Origin of the sequence: Streptomyces sp. NBC_01506, assembly GCF_045040295.1 — a bacterium.
Lineage (GTDB): Bacteria > Actinomycetota > Actinomycetes > Streptomycetales > Streptomycetaceae > Streptomyces.
The window spans coordinates 2,968,542-2,991,432 of record NZ_CP109422.1; the positions used below are offsets into that span (position 1 = coordinate 2,968,542).

The window sequence follows — 22,891 nt, forward strand, 5'->3', positions numbered from 1 at the left end:
AACCCGGCTTCCACCACCTCATCGGCGAGGGCCGTCAGCCGCGCAGGGCCTGGACCGCGGTGTCGAGCCGCTTGCCGAAGTCTCCGTCCGCCTGACGGAAGTTGTTGACCGCTCGCTCGGCGATGTCGTCGCGCGAGACCTGGGCGATGAACTGGGCGAGGTTGTCGACCAGCCGGCCCTTCTCGTCCTGCGACATCAGCCGGTAGAGGTTTCCGGCCTGCACGAAGTCGTTGTCCTCGGCATGGCTGGGGGCCGCGCTCTCGCCGGTGACACCGGCGACCGCTACGGGCTGCCAGAGGGGCTTGTCCGTCTGGTACGGGCCGCCGAAGCTGTTCGGCTCGTAGTTCTTGGCGCCCTTGTGGCGGCCGTCGTACAGGAAGCCGTCACGGCTGTTCGTGCGCGCCTCGGTGGCGTGCGGACGGTTCACCGGCAGATGGTCGGCGTTGACGCCGACGCGGTAGCGGTGGGCGTCGCCGTACGCGAAGAGACGGCCCTGGAGCATCTTGTCGGGCGACGGGCCGATGCCGGGCACGAAGTGCGCCGGGCTGAAGATCGACTGCTCGACCTCGGCGAAGATGTTCTCCGGGTTGCGGTTGAGCTCCAGCTTGCCGATCTCGATCGGCGGGTAGTCCTCGTGCGGCCAGACCTTGGTCAGGTCGAACGGGTTGAAGCGGTAGGTGGCGGCGTCCGAGGCCGGCATGACCTGGATCTGCACCGTCCAGGACGGGAAGTCACCGCGCTCGATGGACTCACGCAGGTCGCGCTGGTGGCTGTCCGGGTCGGCGCCGGCGAGTACGGCGGCCTCGGCGGAGGTGAGGTTCTTGATGCCCTGATCGGTCTTGAAGTGGTACTTGACCCAGAAGACCTCGCCGGCCTCGTTGTTCCACTGGTAGGTGTGCGAGCCGTACCCGTTCATGTGGCGCAGCGTCGCGGGGATGCCGCGGTCGCCGAACAGCCAGGTGACCTGGTGCGTCGACTCGGGGCTCAGACCCCAGAAGTCCCATACGTTGTCAGCCTCCTGGCTGCCCGTGTACGGGTCGCGCTTCTGGGTGTGGATGAAGTCGGGGAACTTGATCCCGTCCTTGATGAAGAACACCGGGGTGTTGTTGCCGACGAGGTCGTAATTGCCCTCCTCGGTATAGAACTTCAGCGCGAAGCCGCGCGGGTCGCGCACAGCGTCGGCCGAGCCGAGGTTTCCGGCGACGGTGGAGAACCGCAGGAACGTCTCGGTCTGCTTGCCGACCTCGGAGAGGAACTTGGCACGCGTCCACCGCGATACGTCGTGGGTGAGCGTGAAGGTGCCGTACGCCCCGGCGCCGCGGGCGTGCACGATGCGCTCCGGGATGCGCTCGCGGTTGAAGTGGGCCAGCTTCTCAAGAAGAGCCTGATCCTGAACCAGAACCGGACCGCCGGCGCCCGCCGTCTCGCTGTTCTGGTTGTCGGCGACCGGCGCACCGGCCTCCGTAGTAAGCGGTCCCTGCGTCACGTGCGCCTCCTGCGTCATACCTGCTGTTGAACCTGTCACTCGGCGTTTGCCTGTCACCGATCCTACGATGGACTTTGTCTAAGTCAAGTAAGGATCCAACTCCACACTCATTCAGGATCTGGGCGCCCTCACTGTTAAGCTGACTCTCATGAGTGACCTGTTGGAACGACTTCGCGAACGCGGCTGGCGGATGACCGCCCAGCGCCGTGTGGTGGCCGAGGTCCTTGACGGGGACCACGTGCACCTCACCGCGGACGAGGTGCACGCACGGGCGGTCGCCCGGCTGCCCGAGATCTCCAGGGCGACGGTGTACAACACGCTGGGCGAGATGGTGTCGCTCGGCGAGGTCATCGAGGTCTCCACCGACCGGCGCGCCAAGCGGTACGACCCGAACGCCCACCGGCCCCACCACCACCTGGTCTGTGCGCAGTGCGGCACGATCCGCGACGTGCACCCGCTGGGCGATCTGCTGGCCGACCTGCCCGCGACCGAGCGCTTCGGCTTCGCGATCTCGGACGTGGAAGTGACGTACCGGGGCACCTGCCCCAACTGCGCCCAAGCCTGAGCCCGTTGGGCCGGGCGGACCAGTCGCCTCGCATCCGCCCCGAACCGCTTCGGAGTACGACGAAGGCCCGGATCCTGTATCGGATCCGGGCCTTCGTCCTTCTTCAGTAGCGGGGACAGGATTTGAACCTGCGACCTCTGGGTTATGAGCCCAGCGAGCTACCGAGCTGCTCCACCCCGCGTCGGTGAACTCGACATTACGTGACCCCGTCGACCAGCGCAAATCCCTGTTTCGGCGCGGACAAGCGGGTGGTCGGGGCAGCCGGCGGCGGTCGCCCGACGGCGACCGCCGCTCACGCGGTCAGCTCCTGATGCAGCGCCTCGCGCAGCCGCGCGGCCCGCTCCGTAACCTCGGACGGCCCCAACTCGACCGCGCGGGCGCACCAGCGCTGCCCCTCGGTCAGCTCCCCGCGCCGGGCCGCGAGCAGCGCGAGGCGCAGCGCAGCGCGCCCGTGGCCCGCCTGTGCCGCGCGGGACCACCACAGCGCCGCCTCCCGCTCGCTGCCCTCGCGGGCGAGCAGCAGCCCCAGGTTGAAGGCGCCGTTGCGGCTGCCCGCCTCCGCCGCCTCCCGGTACCAGCGCGCCGCGTCCGTCATGTCGCCGCGGCCCGCGGCGAGCATCCCCACCCGCACCTGGGCGCGCCGGTGACCGTGCTCGGCCGCGCGCTCGTACCACTGCTCGCACTCGGTCTTCTCCGGCTGTGTCTCACCGAGCGCCGGCGCGCTCGGCGGTGGCTGCCGCGCGTCCAGCACGGTCGCCAGCCGGAAGGCCGCCTCCGCGCTGCCGCCACCGGCCGCGCACCGCAGATGCCGCTCCGCGGCCTGCTCGTCGCCGTCCCTGAGGCACGCGATGCCCACCTGGAGGGCCGCTTCGGTGTGCCCGGCCGCCGCGGCCCGCTCGTACCAGACCAGGGCCGTACGGTCGTCGTCACGGCCCGCGTACAGGATGCCCAGGTTGAACGCCGCGTCGACGCTGCCCGCCTCGGCCGCCTTGGAGAACCACGGCTCGGCGCCGGTCGGGTCACCGGCCTGGAGCAGCAGGACGGCAAGGGCGTTGGCCGCCTCGCGGTGGCCCGCGTACGCGGCCCGCCGGTACCACTGCTCGGCCTGCGCCGTACGGTCCTGGGCCGCGCAGAGCAGCCCGAGGTTGTACGCCCCGTTGACGTCGCCCGCGTCCATCGCGGCGCGGTACCAGCGTTCGGCGGTCTGCTGCTCGCCGCGCGCGGCGTGCAGCGCGCCGAGCGCGTTGGCGGCGTTGCCGTCGCCGTCCTGCGCGGCCCGCAGCCACCACACGGCGGCGCTCTCCTCGTCACCGGCGTCGCGCAGCAGGAAGCCGAGGGCGCAGGCGGCCCGCGCCTCGCCGTCCTTGGCGGACGTCAGATACCAGCGCCCGGCCTCCTTCAACTCACCGCGGCTCTCCAGGATCGCGCCCAGGTGCAGCGCGGCGCGGCGGTGCCCGCGGGCGGCTGCCTGCCGGTACCACTGGGCGGCCTCGGCGAGGAGCGACTGCCCGGCGTCGGCCTCGGCTCCGGGGCCCGCGCCGTCGGGGCCGACGCCGACGCCGACGCCGACGCGCGCCTCGCGCACGCCGGGGCCCGCGCCCGCGCCCGTACCGTCGCGCTTGCCCGTGATCACCGCGCGGACGGTGTTGCCGGTCCGCGCGGCCTGCCGCGCCCGCCGCTCCAGCGCGCGTGCGAGGCGGTACGAGCCCTCCCGGTGCCCCTGCTCGGCGGCGGCCCGCAGCCAGCGCTCCGAACCGACGTCGCTGCGGTGCTCCAGCAGGTCGGCGAGCGCGTAGGCGCCCAGCGCGTGCCCCTGCTCCGCGGACAGCCGCAGCCAGTACTCGGCGGCGGGCTCGTCGCCCTGCTCGCGGTAGTGCCGGCCGAGCGCGTGCGCGGCGGCGGCCGAACCGGCGACGGCGGCGACGCGCCACCAGCCCGACGCCTCTTCGGTGTAACCGCGCTGGTGGAGGAGGACGCCCAGGTTGTTGGCCGCGGCGCGGTCGCCCTCGGCGGTCGCGGCGCGCAGGTAGTTCTCGGCGGCGTCGAGATCGCCGCGGCGCAGCAGCAGCGCGCCGAGCACGCTCATCGACGCGACGTCGCCCGTGTCGGCGGCCCGCCGGTGGCGCGCCTCCGTCTCGGCGTCGGCGCTCTCCGTGGGGCCACCGGCAGCCGTGGCACCGGTCGCGCCCGTGACATTCTCGGCGTCGGCGGCACTGTCCGCCCGTCCCTGTACAAACCGCCCTGTCTCCAACAGAGTTGCCCTGTCCCCCATAAAATCCATCGTCGCACCACCTGTTACCCGCGTACACCTGGTATATCGCGGCCACCAAGGTCACTTCAGCGTTTTGTCGACATGCCCACAGAGAGACAACTCAAACGCCTGGGCGCCCAACTCGCCACTCTCACCGCCCACTTCACCGGACACACGGTCACGGACCGGCCACGAACAGGTACGAGGACATCACAACGCGCAGCAAAGGCCCGGATCCTGATCGGATCCGGGCCTTTGACTGGTAAGTAGCGGGGACAGGATTTGAACCTGCGACCTCTGGGTTATGAGCCCAGCGAGCTACCGAGCTGCTCCACCCCGCGTCGTTGTTTCTCAACCGTACCACGACGCGGGGTGGTTGCTGATCAGGTCTTGTCGTCGCTCCCGCCGGCCGGTGGCTCGGTCTTGGCCGGTGGCGGCGCCTTCTTCTCCGCCTCGGCCGCGCGCTCCAGGGCGTCCTGAAGGTCCTCCTGGGCCTTCCCGTACGCCTCCCAGTCCTGCTTCGCCAGGGCGGCCTCACCGTCCGTGTACGCCTTCTGGGCGTCGGCGATGGCCTTCTCCAGCGCGGCGTCACCGGTGGCGGGCGGCGGCGTCGTGTCGCCGTCCCCCGGTGGCGGTGTCGTCTCCGGTGGTGGCTCGGCGCCGTCGACACCGAACACCGCGTTCAGCGCCTCGGACAGACTGTCCTTGAAGACCGGCTTGCCTCCGTAGGAGACGGCCACCTTCTTCAGCAGCGGATAGTTGGCGCTGCCACCTCGGGCGTACACCGGCTCGATGTAGAGGAAGCCCCCGTCGAGCGGCACGGTCAGGAGATTGCCGTACTCGATGTCGGAGTCGGTGCCTCTCATGTCCCGGACGAACGTGGCCACTTCGGGCACGCCGTTCAACTCGCTCTGCACCTGTTGTGGCCCTTGGACCGTGGAGGTCACTCTCAGGACTCTGATCGTGCCGTAGTCCTTGCTGTTGGCGTCGGCGTCGACCGCCATGAACGCCCCTAGGTTTGGACGTCCGTTGGGTGTGAAGGTCGTCGTCAGCGAGAACTTCTGGGACGACTGCCCCGGCATCTTCAGACTCAGGTAGTACGGCGGGACCGCACTGTTGTCCTTGTTCGTCGGGTCGTCGGGCACCTGCCAGGCGTCGGAGCCGCTGTAGAACTGGGCGGCGTCCTCGACGTGGTAGCGGGTGAGCAGTTCACGCTGGACCTTGAACATGTCCTGCGGGTACCGCAGGTGGGCCAGCAGGTCCGGCTTGATCTCCGACTTCGGCTTCACCGTGTTCGGGAAAGCCTTCATCCAGGTCTTGAGGACCGGGTCCTCGGTGTCCCACTGGTACAGGCTGACCGAGCCGTCGTACGCGTCGACGGTGGCCTTCACCGAGTTGCGGATGTAGTTGACCTGGTTCTCCTGCGCGACGACCGCGCGCTGGTTGTTGGTCAGCGAGTCCGCCGTGGTGTCGCCCAGCGTCGTACGGGAGGCGTACGGATAGCCGTTCGTCGTGGTGTACGCGTCGACGATCCACTTGATCTTGCCGTCGACCACGGCCGGGTAGGCGTCGCCGTCGATGGTCAGCCAGGGTGCGACCGCCTCGACGCGCTCCTTCGGCGTGCGGTTGTACAGGATCCGCGAACCTTCGCCGATGGCGCCCGAGTAGAGCATCTGCGGCTCGCTGAACGCCACGGCGTAGGCCGCGCGGTTCACCGGGTTGGAGAGATCGACACCGCTGTCGCCCTTGTAACTGGTGGTCTTCTCACCGTTCTTCTCGTAGTCGAGCTCCTTCTGCGGGCCGCCCACGATCGAGTACTGCTGGGTCTTCTCGCCGTAGTAGATCCGCTGCTCGTACTCGGGCAGGTCACCGGTGGTCGGCAGGCCGGACTCGGTGAAGTCGGGCGCGCCGATCGTGCCGTCGTTCTCGTCGGAGACCGTCGCCTCGCCCTTGGACGTGATCGCTCCGTACCCATGGGTGTAGGTGAAGTGGTCGTTGATCCAGTTGCGCTCGGGGATACCGGCGATGTTCAGCTCGCGCAGACCGATGACGGTGTCCTGCGGCTTGCCGTCCGCGCCCTCGTAGCGGTCGACGTCCAGCGTGTCCGGGAACTGGTAGTACTTGCGTTCCTGCTGGAGCTGCTGGAAGGCGGGCGAGACGACGTTGGGGTCGACCAGCCGGTAGCTGGCGGCGGAGTCGGCCGCCTCACGCTGCTGCGCCTTCTTGTCGGGATCGGCCTTGCCCGAGTAGTCCGTCACCTGGGCCTCGTCGATGCCGTACGCGGCGCGCGTGGCATCGATGTTCTTCTCGATGTACGGCGCTTCCTTGGCCTGCTCGTTCGGCTGGACCTGGAATTTCTGCACGATCGCCGGGTAGAGGCCGCCGATGAGGATGGCGGACAGGACCATCAGACCGAAGCCGATCACCGGGAGCTGCCAGGTGCGGCGCCAGAGCGTCGCGAAGAACAGCACGGCGCAGATGGCGGCGATGCAGAACAGGATCGTCTTCGCCGGCAGATAGGCGTTGGCGTCGACGTACCGCAGACCCGTCCAGTTGCCGGTGGCCTTGAAGTCACTCGACTTGACCGCGAGGCCGTACCGGTCGAGCCAGTACGCCACGGCCTTGAGCGAGACGAACACACCGAGCAGCACCGAGAGATGACCGGTGGCCGCGCCCGTCGCGCGCGCGCCGGGGCTGGTGACGCGCAGCCCTCCGTACAGATAGTGCGTCAGCGCGGCGGCGATCAGCGCCAGGACGACGGCGGCGAAACCGAAGCCCAGCATGAAGCGGTACCAGGGCAGGTCGAACGCGTAGAAACTCACGTCCAGCCCGAACTGCGGGTCCTTCTGCCCGAAGGACACCCCGTTGACCCACATCAGCCAGGTGCGCCACTGACCGGCCGCGGACGCTCCGGCGATCAGCGCCACCAGGGTGGTGATCCCGAGCAGCACCCACTTCTTGTACGGGGCGATACCCATCCGGTAACGGTCGAGGCTCTGTTGCTCCATCGACATCGCGCTCAGCGGCGGACGCAGCCGGTGCGCCAGCCAGATGTTCACGCCGACGGCCGCCGCCATCAGCAGACCGAAGACCGCGAACAAACCGATCTTGGTCCAGAGGGTGGTGGTGAAAACGGACGAGTATTTCACCGAGCGATACCAGAGCCAGTCGGTCCAGAACCCCGCGAACATGACGAACAGCATGGCCAGGACGGCCAGGATGCCCAGTGTCATGAGCAGGGTCCGGGCACGTCTGGACGGCCGGCCCACTCTGATCCGTGGCCCGGTCGGGCCTCCGCCGCGGTCCGGCATCTGGAAAGCCAACGTGCGCACCTCGAAGTTCGCGGTCGTGTGAAGCAGCTAAATCAGCGTCTGTAAGGGGGTCCAAGCGAGCGTAGGCCCCACCCATGCAACTTACTGAGGCTTTACCTAGTTCCCGCACGGGGGTCCGAAGGAGGCAGGATGTTGGCCATGTCCAACCTTTCCTCCTCCTCTTCCGCAGCGTCCTCGTCCGATCAGCCGAACTCGGCGTCGGGTCCGGTCGCCTCGACCCCCATCACCAGAGCGGTGCTGGAGATCGACGAATACGCCTCCGGCCTGGGCTGGGACCAGCCGGCCAGGCTGTTCGCGCTCGTCGACACGGCCCGACTTCGCTCCGACGAACCGGAGCTGGCCACCCAGCTCGGTCTCGACGACGGCTCGACACCCGCCCCGCTCACGCCCGTCGAGCAGGACGAGATCCCCGCGGGCACCCCGCTCGACGAATTCCTCGCCACGATCGCCTGGCCCGGCGCGGTCGCGGGCTGCGCGATCACGGTGGAGCGGCTGATGCTGCCGCCGTCCGCCGAGGCGGCCGTGCCCGAAGGGCTCGACGAGTCCGCGCTCGTGGACTGGGTCGCCGCCCACCCGGACCGTCAGGAGGTAAGGATGACGGTCGCCGTCCTGCGGGACGGGACGCGGGACTCGGCGCTGCGGCTGCGCGAGAAGGACTCACCGACGCAGGTACTGACCGGCGCCGGTCTGGTGCCGGGCCTCGCGGAGGCTCTGTCGGCCACGTTCGAGGCGTAACGCCCGAGCGCCGGACGGGCCCGCGCGGCCGGTCCGCCCGGCGCCCGTAGCCGGCCCGCCCGGCGCTCGGGGCCAATTCGCCCGCCGGGCGGATCCGACAGGGACGGACCGCGCTCAGCTCGTGGAACAGCTCGGCAGGCCCGCCGGGTCCCCGCTCTTGATCTTCTTCAAAGAGGCCGTCGCGTCCTCGATGTTCTTCACCCGCACCAGGGTCAGACCCTCCGGGATGTCGGAGGCCGCGGCGGCGCAGTTCTCGTCCGGCGTCAGGAAGTACCGCGCCCCGGCGTCCCGCGCGCCGACGAGCTTCATCCCGATACCGCCGATCGGGCCGACCTTCCCGTTGTCGTCGATCGTGCCGGTGCCGGCGACGAACTTGCCGCCGGTCAGATCGCCGGGCGTGATCTTGTCGACGATGCCGAGCGCGAACATCAGCCCGGCGCTCGGTCCGCCCACGTCGGCCAGCTTGATGTCGATCTCGAACGGAAACGTGTGGTCCGTCCCGGCCTGGATCCCGACGATGGCCCGGTCGTCACCCTCGTCCGACTTCACCGTCGTGACCGTGACCTTCTCGCTGCCCTCGGGCTCCTTGCCGGCTTTCTCGGCCGCCTCGGCGACCTTGGCCGGGATGATCGTGAAGACGACGTCCTCGCCGGGCTTGTGCTTGGTGACGATCTCCGCGACGTCCGGCGGCGCCTCGACGGTCTTGCCGTCCACGGCCTTGATGACGTCACCGGCGTGCAACGTCCCGTCGGAGGGGCTGTCCTTGACGACCGCGGCGACGACGACCCGTGACGTGACGGGGATGTTCTCCTCTTTCAGGGCCGCGACCTTCGCGCTCTCCTGGGACTGGCTGAACTCCTCGGCATTCTCCTGCGTGGACTGCTCCTCCGTCTTGCCGTCCGGATAGAGCGTGTTGTGCGGCACCACGATGTTGTCGTGCGACAGCCAGCCGTAGACCGCCTCGACCACATTCATCTTGTAATCCGCGCCGGTGACCCTGACGGTCGTCATATTGAGATGACCCGTCGTCGGATAGGTCTTTCGACCGGCGATGTGCAGCACCGGCTCGCCATTCGCGTCGCCGAGCGTGTTCACCGTGGGGCCGGGACTCATCTCGGCGTACGGGACGGGGATGAACACTCCCGCGCAGAGCAGCGCGATGAGGACGAGGGTGGAGGCGAGCATCGTCGCGGTGCGGCGTGGCATGGAACGACAGTACGGGAAGGGTCTGTCAGTGCACCCTCGGGGCCGGTCCGTACGGGGCGACTTGGGCGCCTCAGGCGGCGTCCGTCGTACCGGGGTGGGACTTCGACATCGCGTCCCGGAAGCGTGCGTAGCCGGCGAGTTCGGCTATGTCTCCGGTGGTTCGGTTCCTTGAGGCCCAGCTTCCCCATATCGCCGCGCCGACCGCGGCGAAGAGCGGAATCAGCAACCAGGCAAGCGCGGCCATTCCGACCTCCTTACCCATGTGTGTGCAAACCGACTGATCAGCAGATTAGTCATCTGCTGCTTCAACGCTCCGGCCAGGGGTGCGGTTACGCAAATCGGGCCACATGGGAACAGACGGCGACGGGGCGGTCGGACAGTGGCGTCAGCAGGCGCCGACCCATTCCTCCGTACCGTCCGAGAAGGTCTGGTGCTTCCAGATCGGCACCTCGTGCTTGAGGTCGTCGATCAGTCTGCGGCAGGCTTCGAACGCCTCCGCGCGGTGCGGGCAGGAGACGGCGACGACGACCGCCAGATCTCCGACGGCGAGGTCACCCACACGGTGGACGGCCGCCAGTGCGCGGACGGGGAAGTCGGCGGCCACCTTCTCGGCCACCCGGCGCAGCTCGGCCTCGGCGGACGGGTGGCAGGAGTACCCGAGGGTGTCCACGTCGGCGCCCCCGTCGTGATTGCGGACCGTGCCGACGAACAGGGCGGTGCCTCCGGCCGCGTCGTCCCCGACGGCCTGGAAGATCTCGTCCACGGACAGCGGGGTCTCGCGGATCGCCAGCAGCCGGACGGGGTCGGGTGCCGCCCCCTCGCCCGGGTGCGTCTCGATGCGTGCCATGCGCTCCATCGTGCCGTACGGCACCGGCATTACGTAATGGCGCGTGCGACCGGCGATCGGGCAGCCCGGCTCGCAGTGTCCCGCGGCGCGGCCTCCTACGGAGAGCGAGGACCCACCGGGCGTGGCCACCGGCACGACACGCCCTAGAGGCGTCGGCGCGCCTTACGGGCGCGGCGTACCACCGCCGCCGCGCCGAGCAGGGCGACCGTCGCACCGGCCGCACCGGCCGCCGTGGCGTCCTTACGGCCGAGGCGCCGGCCCGCGACGGTGTGCCGGCCCTCCACCTCTTCGAGGAGCGCGCCGAGGACTTCCTCGTTGGTCCACCGGGGCCGCCAGCCGGCGTCGTGGAGACGGCTGACGCTGACCACCCAGGGGTGCATCGTGTAGGCGAGGTCACCGGCCGGGGACGGGGTGAGGCCGATCCGGTGCAGCCGCGCGGCGGCGCCCAGGGCGACCGCCGACGGCAGCTCCATGCGGCGGATGCCGCTCAGCTCCTCGATCTCCTCCTGTTCGAGCCAGCCGTCGCAGCCGACCGCGAACTCGCCTTCGACCTTCTCCAGCGCGGCGTACTCCAGGGCGCTGACCAGGTCGTCGACATGGCAGAACTGCCAGGTGGGGCGGGAGCCCGCCACGACCAGCAGCCGGGGCGACTCGAAGTAGCGGGTCAGGGCGGTGTCCGTGCCGCCGACGAGGACGGCGGGCCGTACGACCGTGACATTCAGACCGGGGTGCGCGCGGGGCGCGCGGCGGCCGAGCCGTTCGATCTCCAGCAGATCGCCGACGCCCGTGGCCTCCGCCGTCGCGCGCAGCTCGGCGTCCTCCGACAGCGGAATGTCGTTGTCGGGCAGCGCTCCGTAGACCATGGCCGAGGTGCACAGCACCACCCGGTGCACCCCGGCGGCAGCGGCGGCGGTGAGCACGGTCTGGGTGCCGCGTACGTTGTACGCCGTACGGGCCGCGGCATCCCGCTCCAGGTCCAGATCGAGCGCCAGATGGACCACCACGTCCGCGCCGCGCAGCTTCTCGGCGATGGCCGGGTCCCGTACGTCCAGGATGTGCCACTGCGCCTCGGTCACCTCCCCGCGCCGCTCGTCGATGGCGACGACCTGCTTGATCTCCTCCGAGGCCGCGAGACGCCGCGTGAGCAGGTCTCCGACGCCCGAGGCGGCTCCGGTGACCGCGACGACGGGGCCGCGTGGCGGGGTCGGGGTTGAGCGGTTTCGCGCTGCGCGAACCTGCGGATCTGGGGAACTCACCGGGCGTCTCCAGCGGTTGTCTTCAGTACGGACGTGTATGACACGTACGTACCAGGTGGCGTCCATCCTGCCGCAGGCCAGGCGTTGGCGAAGCACCGAGCCCGGATGCGGGCCGGGATGTCTACGCTGGGTGGTGTTGTCGGGCAGTCGCCGCCGGCCGGAAAGCCGGCGGCCCAACGAGCCGAGGAAACCCGTGAGTGACACACCATTCGGATTCGGCCTTCCGCCGGAGGAGCCAGAGGACGGCGACGGCAAGAAGAACGACCCCGCCGGAGGTGGTCAGGGTGCCGGCGGTCAGGGAGGGGGCAACCCCTTCTCGGGGTTCGGCCTGCCCGGTGGTCCGGGCGGTCCCGGGGCGGGCGGGGACAACCCGTTCGCCGCGATGTTCGGGTCGATGAACCCGAACGACCTGGGCGCGGCCTTCCAGCAGCTCGGCCAGATGCTCAGCTACGAGGGCGGTCCCGTGAACTGGGACATGGCCAAGCAGATCGCCCGCCGGCAGGTCTCGCAGGGCACACCGGACGGCACGAAGGACGCCAGCGTGAGCCCCGGCGAGCGGATCGCGGTCGAGGAGGCCGTGCGGCTGGCCGATGTGTGGCTGGACGCCGTGACGTCCCTGCCGTCCGGCTCGGGCTCGACCGTGGCGTGGAGCCGTGCCGAGTGGGTCGAGGCGACCCTCCCCGCGTGGCAGCAGCTCGTCGACCCGGTGGCCGAGCGGGTGGGCGCCGCGATGAGCGACGTGCTGCCCGAGGAGATGCAGGCCATGGCGGGCCCGCTGATCGGCATGATGCGCTCCATGGGAGGCGCCATGTTCGGCCAGCAGATCGGGCAGGCCGTGGGCGTGCTGGCGGGCGAGGTGGTCGGTTCAACCGACATCGGACTGCCGCTGGGCCCGGCCGGCAAGGCCGCGCTGCTCCCGCTGAACATCGCGGCCTTCGGTAAGGACCTCGGTGTCCCCCGGGACGAGGTGCGGCTGTATCTGGCCCTGCGCGAGGCCGCCCACCAGCGTCTCTTCGCCCATGTGCCGTGGCTGCGGTCGCATCTGTTCGGCGCCGTCGAGGGCTACGCGCGCGGCATCAAGGTCGACTCGTCCAAGCTGGAGGACGCCGTCAGCCAGCTCGACCCGTCGAACCCCGAGCAGCTTCAGGAAGCGCTCCAGCAGGGCATGTTCCAGCCCGAGGACACGGTTGAGCAGAAGGCCGCCCTGGCCCGTCTGGAGACCGCGCTGGCGCTGGTCGAGGGCTGGGTGGACGCGGTGGTGCACGAGGCCGCCAAGACCCGGCTGACGTCGGCGGACGCGCTGCGCGAGACGCTGCGCAGGCGCCGCGCGTCGGGCGGCCCGGCCGAACAGACCTTCGCCACCCTCATCGGCCTTCAGTTGCGCCCCAGGCGGCTGCGGGACGCCTCCAGGCTCTGGGCCTCGCTCACGGACGCGCGGGGCGTGGACGGCCGCGACGGGCTCTGGGAGCACCCGGACATGCTGCCGACGGCCTCGGACCTGGACGACCCGGACGGCTTCGTGCACCACGAGCACGCGGACTTCTCCGAGCTGGACAAGATGCTGGGCGAGGCCGCGGGCGGCAAGCCGAAGCTGGAGAAGGACACCAGCCCTGACGACGAGGGCGACAAGGGCGACAAGGGCGACGAGGGCAAGGGCGACGACCAGGGCAAGGACGACAGCGCCAAGTGAGTCTGCACGACGACACCGTCCGCGTACTGGAGACGTACGACGATCGGGACGACGGCCAGAAGGAACTGCGCCGGATCTATCTGGAGCATCTGGCGGCCCGTCCGGACGGGATGTGGAAATCCTGTGGGGCCGGGCATGTCACGGCGAGCGCGCTGGTGATCGACGCGGAGCGCCGCCGGATCCTGCTGACCCTTCACAAGAAGCTGGGGCTGTGGCTCCAGATGGGCGGGCACTGCGAGCCCCAGGACACCTCGCTCGCCGCCGCTGCGCTGCGCGAGGCCACGGAGGAGTCCGGGATCCGGGGACTGACACTGCTGCCGGGCGGACCCGTACAGCTCGACAGGCACGCCATCCCGGCGCCCTGCCACTGGCATCTGGATGTCCAGTACGTGGCGGTGGCGCCGGTCGGCGCGGTGGCGGAGATCAGCGAGGAGTCGCTGGATCTGCGCTGGTTCGGCTACGACGAGGTGGCGGCGGTCGCCGACGGGTCGGTCGTACGGCTCCTGGACCGCACGCGCGCCGCGCTGTCCGCGCGGGTGCGCGGCTGAGGCCGACGTAGCGGACGAAGAACGGTACGGGTCAGGGGCGGCCTCCGAGGAGACCGCCCCTGAGTGACGGCAGAACCGGCCTCAGCGGCCGTTGTTCCAGACGTTGTTCTGGTTCTGTGCGTGGGCGCCCTGCTGACCCGCGCCGAACTGCGCACGCACGCCCTGCCCGATGTCCGCGTTCTGCGGCGGCATGACCTCACTGGGCTGCACGAGCGCGAAGCCCTGGCCGAGGAAGCTCAGCTCCCAGCCCTCGCCCGTGTTGCCGCGCCGTCGCCGTATGTTCGAGGAGTGTGTCTGCGCCTGCATCTGCACCCGCAGCCCGGAGGACCACGCCACGATCGCGTCGGCGTCGACGTTGACGTACTTGTCGGGCGTCACCTGCATCATCAGCGGCTGCCCGGACGTCATCAGGGCGACCTTGCCCCGGCCCGAGATGTTGAGCTGGTACTTGCCGGAGCCCGAGATGCCGTACTGGCTGTCCACGGCGATGACCTCGGTGCGCAGCGTGGAGTCGAGCGCCAGGACATAGGCGCTGTCGACGGTCATGCCCTCCTGGTCGACGTCCACGAGGTGCACGTACTGCGCGAGGTTGGCGAAGTAGACCGTGCCCTGACCCGAGCAGCGCATCAGGTCGAGACCTTCACCGGTGTTCGCCCTTGCGCGCCGCTGGCCCGGGGACTGGTACTCGCCGTCGAAGTCGACAAGGCCCTGGTAGGCGACCATCGCGCCCTTACGGGCGAGGACGTCGTCCTGGCCGGTGAGCGCCACCCGCAGCAGTTGCGGGTTCTGCACGACATAGCGGTCCTGGGACTGCGTCTCCGCGAGTCCGAAAAGCGAGCTCTGCATGATGTTCTCCTCCCCCTCAGCCGCGGATCCGCAGGCGGTCGGTGCTGTCCTCGCTCGGTTGTACGACGACGAGGCCCTGGCCCGAGAACGCCATCTGGTACGCCTCTCCGCTGCCGCGCCCGATCAGTGACGATGCCTTGAAGCTCCGCTTGCCCTTCACCTTGAGCGCGGGTGACCAGGCGACGAGGGCGTCGGGGTCGACGTACGTCTCGTCCTCGCCACGGCCGCAGTCGACGACGATCGGCGTGCCGCGCGAGGTCAGCGCGACCCAGCCGGTCCCGGCGATCGTGACGTTCCACAGGCCCTGTCCGGCGAACTTCGCCAGCCCCTTCACCTTCTCGACGCCCCACTGGAGGTGTGCGTCGAAGGCGAGGAGGTTGGTGCCGTTGACCGAGAGCGAGTCGTTGTTGAGGTTGATGACGACGACGTCGGCGCCGTAGTCGGCGAGGTAGAGCAGGCCGTCTCCGGCGCACTTCATGATCGGTGCGCCTTCGCCCGTCACCCACTGGGCGGCGGCCTGACGCACGGCGGGGGGATTGGGCTCGTACTGCACGAAGCCCTCGTACGCGACCATCGAGCCGGTGCGCGCGTAGAGGTCCTGCCCGGTGGTCATGGCGACCTTGAGCATGGTGCGGCCGTGATTCTCCATCCGGGCCGTGACGGGGGTCGGGGCGAAGCCCGCGAGTTGCTGGTTCATGTGCCGGGCTCCCTCAGACCTCGTACGGCTGGACGACGATGAAGTTCCCGGGAGCGCCCCGGAACTGGAGATTCACGGTCTCCCCGCTGTGCCCGGGATACGCGTTGCGGCGCAGCCGGACCTGGCTGGAGAGGATCACCTGGGACGCGGCGGACCAGGCGACGACGGCGTTGCAGTCGGCGAAGGTCGTGGGCGTGACCGGCAGGACGACGGGGACACCGTGGGTCTTCACGACGACGGTGCCGGTGCCCTGGAACTGCATGGTGAACAGGGCTCCGCCGGGGATGCCGTGTCCCTCGATACGACGGACCTCGTACTGAAGGGACTCGTCGAAGGCCAGGACGTTCTCCGCGGAGACGCAGATTCCGTCACCCTGGAGTTCGATCTGGTGCAGATGCGAGCCCTCCTCGGCGAGGAACACCTGGCCGCGGCCGGTACAGCGCATGAGTTGCATTTCCTGCCCGGTCGCGTTGCCGACGATACGGCCCGCGAAACCGGCACTCTTGGCGCTGAAGTCGATCTTGCCCTGGTACATGACCATGCTGCCCTGACGGGCGAGGACGGCGTCGCCGCCCATGGCGAGGTCGACCCGCATGAGCTGCTGGTTCTGCGGGGTCCAGCGCTGGCCGGTGGCCGCCTCGCGGTACGGCTGGAGCGCCGCCTGGAGCCCCGCGCCGGCCTGTTGGACCGGTTGGGGCATGCCGGGGGGCGGTGCCCCCTGGGGGTGGCCTCCGTACGGAGACGGCGCCGGCTGCCCGTACGGGGAGGGTGCGCCGGGTGGCTGCCCCTGACCCGGGAACTGGCCGGGCATCTGGCCCGGAGCCTGGCCGGGGATCTGGCCGAACTGAGGCTGCTGCGGCGCCTGCGGCTGGCCTGGCGGCTGCGCGTACGGCGACGGCGCGGGCGGCGGTGCCATCGGCGCGGCGACGGTCGGCGCGCCGTGCATCGGGTGCGGAGCGGGTGCCGGGGCCGGGGCCTGCGGCGGTGCACCGAACGACGGTGCGGGCTGCGGGACTTGCGGCGCGGCGGGGGCTCCGAAGGACGGTGCGGGCGCGGGGCCGCCGGGCGGCGGGGCGAACCCCGGCGCGGCTCCACCGGCGGGCGGTTGGGCGGCGGCCGGTTCCTCCTCGGCGACTTCGCCGCCGAAGTTCTTGAGCAGCGCGTCGAGACCGCCGTCGAAGCCCTGGCCGACCGCGGCGAACCGCCAGACGTCCTTCAGATAGAAGTCGCCGAGCATCACCGCGCGCTCGGTGCTGAACTCGGATCCGTTGAACGCGTATCGGACGACTTCTTCGCCGCCCGCGACTATCCGGATGTATCCGGGGCCCACCTGCGACATCTGTCCGGCACCGTCGATGGTGGCGGTGAAGGAGAGCCGGTGGATGTTCGCGGGAATGCGGTCGAGCGTGACGCGGAATGACTCGGTGTCCCCCGACTGCGCGCCCAGCAACTGGACGGATTCCTCGGGAGACTTCGGCTGATTGAAGAAGATGAAATACCGGTCGTCCGAGAGCTGTTCATTGGCGTCGAGGCCGAAACAACTGATGTCGAACGTCAAGCCGGGTGCCGCGATCTGCACACCTACGTACAGATCCGTCCCCGGCGTGAGGTCACTGATCTTGGCCTTGTGGCCGCGTTGGAATTCCCTGGCCATGCGTAACGACCGTCCCCCATCCCGAGCTGAACACGTCGCGTCAGGCTAACGGTTAACTCCCGGATCGGGCCAAGCCGGTACAGATTCGGTACACGATCACCGAGGAAGCGACGTCACTCGCCGGGGGCTGCGGGCAGATGCGGCAGCCGCTCGGCGGCGGCGACACCTTCGAGGTAGCCACGGGCGCGTTCGGTGCGGGGGTAGGCCTCCAGCAGCTTCCAGAAGCGCGGGCCGTGCCCCGGGACGAGCAGGTGGGCGAGCTCGTGCACGAGCACGTAGTCGACGACGTACTCGGGCATGCCCTGGAGCCGGTGCGACAGACGGATACTGCCCTCGGCCGGGGTGCAGGAGCCCCAGCGGGTGTTCTGGTTGGTGACCCACCGGACCGACGCGGGGCGGGCGCGGCCGTCGAAATACTGCGCGGAGAGCCGGTTGGCGCGCTCGGTCAGATCGCCGTCGCCGAGGATGCGCTTGCTCTCCTGGGCGGCGAGCTTGTCGAGCATCACCGTCACCCAGCGCCGCTCCTCGGCCTCCGACATCCGGGCCGGGATGAGCACGATGGTGCGGTCGCCCTCGCGGTAGGCCGAGACCGTCCTGTTGCGCCGAGCGCTCCTGCGGACTTCGACAGCGCTCGTCGCCGGGCCGCGCTGCGGGCGGCCGGTCACGCCGCGCTCTTCGCTTCCGGCGCTGTGTGGTGGGGATTCCCCCGCAACGCGAGGGGAAGGGTCGGCGGACACGTCTCGACGTTACCCGCTGTCAGTGGGAGAAGTCCCGTCGCGGGGGCCTTTCGATCTTGATCCACTCCATACACCCGTCATTCGAACGACTAATTCCCCACGCCTGTGGATAACTCTCCGCACCTCTCACCGGTTCCCTGCATTCTGGAATCCGATCGCACGACAGGCATCACGGGGGAGACGAATATGCATCCAATGGTGAAGCCCGCGCTGCGCCGGGCTTGGCGGGAGCGGCAGACGGTTCAGTTCGGAATCACGCCTGCGCACGCGGTGGTGGTGGGGCCTGTTGATACGGCCACGGGCAGTTTCCTCGATCTGCTCGACGGCACGCGGGGGCTTCCGCTGCTGCGGGAGGAGGCGCGGACCATGGGGCTGCCGGACGGCAAGGCGGACGCGCTGGTGGACCGGCTCGCGGCGGCCGGGCTGCTGGACGACAGCACGGCGGGCGGGCGGGCCGCCGAAGCGTTACGGAATCGAAAGGTCGAGCTGGACAGGCTGCGGGCGGATCTGGCGTCGCTGTCCGTCATTCACCGGGAGCCGGGGGCGGCGATGGAGCGGCTGGCGGCCCGGCGCACCATGCGCGTCCAGGTGCGCGGGGCGGGTCGCGTCGGTGCGGCGGTCGCCTCGGCGCTCTCGGCCGCCGGGGTGGGACGGGTGGATGTGCTGGACAGCGGGCTCGCACAGGCGTGGGACGTGGCGCCGGGCGGGCTGCCCGCGGAGTCGGTCGGTGAGCGCAGGGATGTGGCGGCCCGGCATCTGGTGCGGCGCTCGGCGCCGAGCCGATCCGTCAGAGCGACGCAGGGTGCGGACGATGCGAATGGCATGGCAGTCTGCGACGACGTGCCGGCGGGCGGGCAGACGATCGAGCGGCCCGAGCGCGCCGACGAGCGGGCGGCGAGGGTAGGCGGTGGCGGGGCGGGGCTGTCGCTGGTGATCGTCGCCCCACGGGACGGACTCGCGGCCTACGCCCCTGATCCGGCGTCCGCCGAGCGCTGGATCGCCACCGGGATTCCCCATCTTTACGCGGGAGTTGTCGAGGCCACGGGCGTGGTGGGGCCGCTGGTGCTGCCCGGCGGCACAGCGTGCGCGGGGTGCCTCGCCGAGGAGCGGATCGGGCGGGAACCGGGGTGGCCGCTCATGCTGGCGCAGTGGCGGTCGGGGCGCCGGGCGTCGGTGACTCCGGCCTGTGACCTGGGGCTCGCCACCACCGTGGCCGGTCTCGCCGCCGCCCACGCGCTGTCCTTCCTGGACGGGGAGCTGCCGGCGAGCACCGGTGCGCGCTGGGAGATCACGCAGCCCCTGCTCGACTGGCGTTCGGAGCGGATCGTGCCGCATCCGGCCTGCCCCTGCGGGGCCGCCGGAGAACTGGAGGGAGAGGGCATGACCGTGCCAGGCGCGCCGCACGACACAATGGTGGGATAACCGCCGTACGCGGCTCGGCTGTCTGGGAATTGGAGGGGCGTATGTCTGATCTTCCCCGGAAGGCGGTCACCCGAACTGCCAAGTTGGCCGCGCTGCCACTGGGCTTCGCCGGCCGTGCCACCTGGGGCCTGGGCAAGCGGATCGGCGGCAAGTCCGCCGAGATCGTGGGCCGCGAGCTCCAGCAGCGCACGGCGGACCAGCTTTTCAAGGTGCTCGGCGAGCTCAAGGGCGGGGCCATGAAGTTCGGCCAGGCGCTGTCCGTCTTCGAGTCCGCGCTGCCCGAGGAGGTGGCGGGGCCGTATCGGGCGGCGCTCACCAAGCTCCAGGAGGCGGCCCCTCCGATGCCCACCAGCACGGTGCGCAAGGTCCTGGCGGAGCGGCTCGGTGAGGAGTGGCGCGAGCTGTTCCTGGAGTTCGAGGAGAAGCCGTCGGCCGCCGCCTCGATCGGGCAGGTGCACCGGGCGGTGTGGCACGACGGGCGGAAGGTGGCCGTCAAGGTCCAGTACCCGGGTGCCGGTGAGGCGCTGCTGTCCGACCTGGCGCAGCTCAGCCGGTTCGCCCGGCTGCTGGGTCCGCTGATCCCGGGCATGGACGTCAAGCCTCTGATCACCGAGTTGCGCGACCGGGTGTCGGAGGAGCTGGACTACGAGTTGGAGGCACAGGCCCAGCGGGAGCACGCGGCGGAGTTCGCGGACGATCCCGACGTGGTGGTGCCGGACGTGGTGCACCAGTGTGACCAGGTGCTGGTCACGGAGTGGATGGACGGCATGCCGATGGCGGACGTGATCGCCGACGGCACCGACGAGCAGCGCGACCGCGCGGGCCAACTGCTGGCGCGTTTCCTCTTCTCGGGCCCGGCCCGTACGGGACTGCTGCACGCGGATCCGCATCCGGGCAACTTCCGGCTGCTGCCGCCGGCCGACGCCGGGGACGACGGTATGGAGGCCGAGGGTGAACTGCGGCTCGGTGTGCTGGACTTCGGCACGGTGGACCGGCTGCCGGGCGGGCTGCCCGAGACGATCGGTGAGTCGCTGCGGCTGACGCTGGAGGGTGACGCCGAGGCGGTGTACGAACTGCTGCGCGCGGAGGGGTTCGTCAAGGAGTCGATCGATCTCGACCCGGACGCGGTGCTGGAGTATCTGGTGCCGATCATCGAGCCGGCGGAGGCGGAGGAGTTCACCTTCAGCCGCGGCTGGATGCGTACCCAGGCGGCGCGGATCGGCGACCCGCGGTCCCCGGCCCACCAGTTGGGGAAGCAGTTGAATCTGCCGCCCGCCTATCTGCTGATACATCGCGTCACGCTGAGCACGATCGGAGTGCTGTGCCAGTTGAACGCCACGGTGCGGCTGCGCGACGAGCTGGAGGAGTGGCTGCCCGGCTTCCTGCCGCAGGAGTACGCGTACGAGGAGGAGGCCGAGGCGGAGGCAGGCGCCTAGTGATCTGGTTCGGAGATGCGTGAGCAGTAGCGGCAGATCCGGTCGAGGATCTGATCGGCGGTCTTGGTCCACTTGAATGGCCGGGCTTCGTCGTTCCAGACCTTGGTCCAGTTCTCCAGTGCGGCCTTGAGGTCGTCGAGGGAGCAGAACACACCGCGTTCGAGGCAGCGTCGTTCCAGCTCGGCGAACCACCGCTCGACCTGGTTGATCCATGACGAGTAGGTGGGGGTGAAGTGCAGGTGGAAGCGGGGGTGCGCGATCAGCCACTTGTGCACCACCGGTGCTTTGTGGGCGGAGAGGTTGTCGCAGATCACGTGGACCGCCAGGCCAGGTTCCGTCTGGCGGTCGATCTCGTCGAGGAAGTCGCGGAAGTCCACGGCACGGTGCTGCGCGGACAGTTTCGTGATCACCTTGCCCGTCGCGGTGTTCAACGCGGCGAACAGATCGACGGTGCCGTGCCGGACGTAGTCGAAACTCCGCCGCTCGGGCACTCCCGGAATCATGGGCAGCACCGGCGCGGTCCGTTCAAGGGCCTGGATCTGCGGTTTCTCGTCCACCGCGAAGACAGCCGCGTTGGCCGGCGGGGCGAGACAGAGGCCGACGACGTCACGGACCTTGTCGATCAGGAACGGATCCGGGGAGATCTTGAAGGTCTCGGTCCGCCACGGCTGCAGACCGAAAGCGTGCCAGATCCGCAGCACACTCGCGGGGGAGATCCCCACGGCCCTGGCCAGTTCCCGCTTCGACCAGTGCGTCCCGCCTTCGGGTGTCTGCTCCAGGGTGCGGACCACCACCTCTTCGACCTGGGCATCGGTGATGCTCCGCGGTACCCCGGGCCGAGGCTCATCAGCGAGCCCGTCGAGCCGGTCCCGCAGGAACCGGGTCCGCCATTTCGCGACCGTGCCCCGGTTCACCCCCAGCCGGGCCGCGACCGCCAGGTTCGGCCCGCCCTCCGCACACGCCAGCACGATCCGCGCCCGCAGGGCCAGACCCTGCGCGGTCGTCCGGCGCTTGACCCACATACTCAACACCTGCCGCTCGGCCTCACTCAGGACCAACGGCTCCAGCCTGCTGTCACCCACAACCGACAGCAGACCGAAGCCCACCGGCACCCGTCAGCCGAACCCGCGAATTGGTGCGCAAAGCGACTCACGTGGTGCCCAACGAACTCACAACCAGATCACTAGGGGGTGTCCGGTCGATCATGTTCGGAGCCAGATGGTGAGGGCTGCGGCGGTTGCGGTGCCGAGGTAGACGTAGCGGCGTTTGTCGTAGCGGGTGGCGACCGCCCGGTGCTGCTTGAGGCGGTTGATGGCCCGTTCGACGGTGTTGCGTTTCCTGTACCGGTCTTCGTCGAAGCCCGGTGGCCGTCCGCCGCGTGAGCCTTTGCGCAGGCGGGCGGCCTGGCTGTCGGTCTTCTCCGGGATTGTGTGCCGGATACCGCGACGCCTCAGGTATTCGCGGCACGGCCCGTTGCTGTAAGCCTTGTCGGCCGCGACGCTGTCAGGCGTCTTGCGGGGCCTGCCAGGCCCGGTCTTCGGGATGCGGATCTTCTCCAGGACCGGCTTGAACTGGGTGCAGTCCGCTCCCTGACCTGGTGTGACGATCAGGGACAGCGGGCGGCAGCGGCCGTCTGCGCTCAGGTGGAGCTTGGTGGTGAACCCGCCGCGTGAGCGGCCCAGGCCCTCACCTCCCGCACCACCTCCACCAGGCGGGCGTGCAGACTCTGCCAGGCGGTTTCGCCCTGGTGTTCTGGACCGTCGCCCCCCTTTGAGGCGGGTGCCGGCGGCGGGTCGGTGCGGGCGCCGGCCGCGTGCTGATGAGCCCGCACGATGGTGGAGTCGACCGAGATGTCCCAGTCGATCTCACCCGCCGCATCCGCGGCGGCCTGGACATGCTGGAGCAGACGCTCCCACGTCCCGTCGCCCGACCACAGCCGGTGCCGTTCGTAGACGGTCTTCCACGGGCCGAACCGTTCGGGCAGGTCACGCCACTGAACACCGGTCCGGACCCGGTGCAGGATCCCGTCGATCACCTGCCGATGGTCCCGCCACCTGCCACAACGCCCGTTGCTGACTGGCAGGAACGGCCGCAGCCGTTCCCACTCGGCATCACTCAGATCACCCCGCCCCATGCCCACACCAACGACCCGGACATGAACCAGTCACATGATCGGCCGGACA

The 22,891-nt window shown here is 69.9% G+C and carries 19 protein-coding genes and 2 tRNA genes; 6 read left to right on the forward strand and 15 right to left on the reverse strand.

Features of this window, described 5'->3' with window-relative positions; all coding sequences use genetic code 11:
- Positions 1–34: 34 nt before the first annotated feature.
- The gene (locus OG329_RS12655) at positions 35–1,486 is read right to left on the reverse strand and encodes a catalase (protein ID WP_405794941.1); all 1,452 of its coding nucleotides are present in this window, start codon (positions 1,484–1,486) and stop codon (positions 35–37) included.
- A 148-nt stretch (positions 1,487–1,634) separates the two neighbouring features.
- Between OG329_RS12655 and OG329_RS12660 the strand changes: the two genes are divergently transcribed.
- Positions 1,635–2,051 (forward strand): Fur family transcriptional regulator, encoded by a 417-nt coding sequence (locus tag OG329_RS12660; RefSeq protein WP_405794943.1) that lies wholly within the window; start codon positions 1,635–1,637, stop codon positions 2,049–2,051.
- 107 nt (positions 2,052–2,158) lie between these two features.
- Here OG329_RS12660 and OG329_RS12665 read toward each other — a convergent pair.
- The 4 genes from OG329_RS12665 to OG329_RS12680 all read right to left on the reverse strand — a co-directional run bounded on the left by OG329_RS12665 (position 2,159) and on the right by OG329_RS12680 (position 7,613).
- Positions 2,159–2,232, reverse strand: a tRNA-Met gene (locus OG329_RS12665).
- A 111-nt stretch (positions 2,233–2,343) separates the two neighbouring features.
- On the reverse strand, positions 2,344–4,332 hold the full coding sequence (locus OG329_RS12670) for a tetratricopeptide repeat protein (RefSeq protein ID WP_405794945.1): 1,989 nt from the start codon (positions 4,330–4,332) through the stop codon (positions 2,344–2,346).
- Positions 4,333–4,569: 237 nt separating this feature from the next.
- A tRNA-Met gene (locus tag OG329_RS12675) sits at positions 4,570–4,643 on the reverse strand.
- Between the two features lie 42 nt (positions 4,644–4,685).
- Positions 4,686–7,613 carry a UPF0182 family protein gene (locus tag OG329_RS12680; RefSeq protein WP_405801796.1) on the reverse strand — a complete coding sequence of 976 codons (2,928 nt, stop codon included), beginning with the start codon at positions 7,611–7,613 and terminating at the stop codon, positions 4,686–4,688.
- A gap of 159 nt (positions 7,614–7,772) precedes the next feature.
- Between OG329_RS12680 and OG329_RS12685 the strand changes: the two genes are divergently transcribed.
- Positions 7,773–8,369 carry a PPA1309 family protein gene (locus OG329_RS12685; RefSeq protein WP_405794947.1) on the forward strand — a complete coding sequence of 199 codons (597 nt, stop codon included), beginning with the start codon at positions 7,773–7,775 and terminating at the stop codon, positions 8,367–8,369.
- A gap of 114 nt (positions 8,370–8,483) precedes the next feature.
- Here OG329_RS12685 and OG329_RS12690 read toward each other — a convergent pair whose 3' ends face one another.
- The 4 genes from OG329_RS12690 to OG329_RS12705 form a co-directional block, all read right to left on the reverse strand.
- Entirely contained in the window at positions 8,484–9,575 is a 1,092-nt protein-coding gene (locus OG329_RS12690; protein WP_405794948.1) for a PDZ domain-containing protein, read from the reverse strand.
- A 70-nt stretch (positions 9,576–9,645) separates the two neighbouring features.
- Entirely contained in the window at positions 9,646–9,819 is a 174-nt protein-coding gene (locus OG329_RS12695) for a hypothetical protein (protein ID WP_405794949.1), read from the reverse strand.
- Between the two features lie 141 nt (positions 9,820–9,960).
- Entirely contained in the window at positions 9,961–10,422 is a 462-nt protein-coding gene (locus OG329_RS12700; protein ID WP_405794950.1) for a molybdenum cofactor biosynthesis protein MoaE, read from the reverse strand.
- Between the two features lie 143 nt (positions 10,423–10,565).
- Positions 10,566–11,678 (reverse strand): SDR family oxidoreductase, encoded by a 1,113-nt coding sequence (locus OG329_RS12705; protein WP_405794952.1) that lies wholly within the window; start codon positions 11,676–11,678, stop codon positions 10,566–10,568.
- Between the two features lie 193 nt (positions 11,679–11,871).
- On the opposite strand from OG329_RS12705, the gene OG329_RS12710 reads away from it, so the two are divergent.
- Both OG329_RS12710 and OG329_RS12715 read left to right on the forward strand, forming a co-directional pair.
- The gene (locus OG329_RS12710) at positions 11,872–13,368 is read left to right on the forward strand and encodes a zinc-dependent metalloprotease (RefSeq protein WP_405794954.1); all 1,497 of its coding nucleotides are present in this window, start codon (positions 11,872–11,874) and stop codon (positions 13,366–13,368) included.
- Positions 13,365–13,916 carry an NUDIX hydrolase gene (locus tag OG329_RS12715; RefSeq protein WP_405794955.1) on the forward strand — a complete coding sequence of 184 codons (552 nt, stop codon included), beginning with the start codon at positions 13,365–13,367 and terminating at the stop codon, positions 13,914–13,916. Before OG329_RS12710 ends, OG329_RS12715 begins: the two co-directional genes overlap by 4 nt.
- 81 nt (positions 13,917–13,997) lie before the next feature.
- On the opposite strand, the gene OG329_RS12720 is transcribed toward OG329_RS12715, so the two are convergent.
- From OG329_RS12720 to OG329_RS12735, 4 genes are all read right to left on the reverse strand, one after another.
- Positions 13,998–14,762, reverse strand: a complete 765-nt coding sequence (locus OG329_RS12720; RefSeq protein ID WP_405794957.1) for an AIM24 family protein — start codon at positions 14,760–14,762, stop codon at positions 13,998–14,000.
- 16 nt (positions 14,763–14,778) lie between these two features.
- Positions 14,779–15,459 (reverse strand): AIM24 family protein, encoded by a 681-nt coding sequence (locus OG329_RS12725; RefSeq protein WP_405794959.1) that lies wholly within the window; start codon positions 15,457–15,459, stop codon positions 14,779–14,781.
- 13 nt (positions 15,460–15,472) lie between these two features.
- Positions 15,473–17,113, reverse strand: coding sequence for a TerD family protein (locus OG329_RS12730; RefSeq protein WP_405794960.1), 1,641 nt, complete (start codon positions 17,111–17,113; stop codon positions 15,473–15,475).
- A 113-nt stretch (positions 17,114–17,226) separates the two neighbouring features.
- Positions 17,227–17,850 carry a M48 family metallopeptidase gene (locus OG329_RS12735; protein ID WP_405794962.1) on the reverse strand — a complete coding sequence of 208 codons (624 nt, stop codon included), beginning with the start codon at positions 17,848–17,850 and terminating at the stop codon, positions 17,227–17,229.
- 186 nt (positions 17,851–18,036) lie between these two features.
- Between OG329_RS12735 and OG329_RS12740 the strand changes: the two genes are divergently transcribed.
- Both OG329_RS12740 and OG329_RS12745 read left to right on the forward strand, forming a co-directional pair.
- Entirely contained in the window at positions 18,037–19,272 is a 1,236-nt protein-coding gene (locus OG329_RS12740; protein ID WP_405794963.1) for a TOMM precursor leader peptide-binding protein, read from the forward strand.
- 41 nt (positions 19,273–19,313) lie between these two features.
- A complete protein-coding gene (locus tag OG329_RS12745) occupies positions 19,314–20,708 on the forward strand; it encodes an ABC1 kinase family protein (protein WP_405794964.1) in 1,395 nt (464 codons plus the stop codon).
- Here OG329_RS12745 and OG329_RS12750 read toward each other — a convergent pair.
- Together OG329_RS12750 and OG329_RS12755 are read right to left on the reverse strand one after the other, a co-directional pair.
- Entirely contained in the window at positions 20,705–21,730 is a 1,026-nt protein-coding gene (locus tag OG329_RS12750) for an IS630 family transposase (RefSeq protein ID WP_405801797.1), read from the reverse strand. The genes OG329_RS12745 and OG329_RS12750 overlap by 4 nt on opposite strands.
- A gap of 180 nt (positions 21,731–21,910) precedes the next feature.
- Positions 21,911–22,842, reverse strand: a protein-coding gene (locus OG329_RS12755) for an IS5 family transposase (protein WP_405793393.1) whose coding sequence is annotated in 2 segments (ribosomal slippage) — positions 21,911–22,426 and positions 22,429–22,842 — 930 coding nt in all. Because the reading frame shifts where the segments join, the coding sequence is not laid out codon by codon here.
- Positions 22,843–22,891 lie beyond the last annotated feature (49 nt).

Coding starts and splice junctions, on each gene's coding strand:
- OG329_RS12725 (WP_405794959.1), bottom strand. CDS start 15,459: ATGAACCAGCAACTCGCGGGCTTCGCCCCGACCCCCGTCACGGCCCGG.
- OG329_RS12740 (WP_405794963.1), top strand. CDS start 18,037: ATGCATCCAATGGTGAAGCCCGCGCTGCGCCGGGCTTGGCGGGAGCGG.
- OG329_RS12730 (WP_405794960.1), bottom strand. CDS start 17,113: ATGGCCAGGGAATTCCAACGCGGCCACAAGGCCAAGATCAGTGACCTC.
- OG329_RS12685 (WP_405794947.1), top strand. CDS start 7,773: ATGTCCAACCTTTCCTCCTCCTCTTCCGCAGCGTCCTCGTCCGATCAG.
- OG329_RS12680 (WP_405801796.1), bottom strand. CDS start 7,613: ATGCCGGACCGCGGCGGAGGCCCGACCGGGCCACGGATCAGAGTGGGC.
- OG329_RS12690 (WP_405794948.1), bottom strand. CDS start 9,575: ATGCCACGCCGCACCGCGACGATGCTCGCCTCCACCCTCGTCCTCATC.
- OG329_RS12695 (WP_405794949.1), bottom strand. CDS start 9,819: ATGGCCGCGCTTGCCTGGTTGCTGATTCCGCTCTTCGCCGCGGTCGGC.
- OG329_RS12670 (WP_405794945.1), bottom strand. CDS start 4,332: ATGGATTTTATGGGGGACAGGGCAACTCTGTTGGAGACAGGGCGGTTT.
- OG329_RS12660 (WP_405794943.1), top strand. CDS start 1,635: ATGAGTGACCTGTTGGAACGACTTCGCGAACGCGGCTGGCGGATGACC.
- OG329_RS12720 (WP_405794957.1), bottom strand. CDS start 14,762: ATGCAGAGCTCGCTTTTCGGACTCGCGGAGACGCAGTCCCAGGACCGC.
- OG329_RS12750 (WP_405801797.1), bottom strand. CDS start 21,730: ATGTGGGTCAAGCGCCGGACGACCGCGCAGGGTCTGGCCCTGCGGGCG.
- OG329_RS12700 (WP_405794950.1), bottom strand. CDS start 10,422: ATGGCACGCATCGAGACGCACCCGGGCGAGGGGGCGGCACCCGACCCC.
- OG329_RS12745 (WP_405794964.1), top strand. CDS start 19,314: ATGTCTGATCTTCCCCGGAAGGCGGTCACCCGAACTGCCAAGTTGGCC.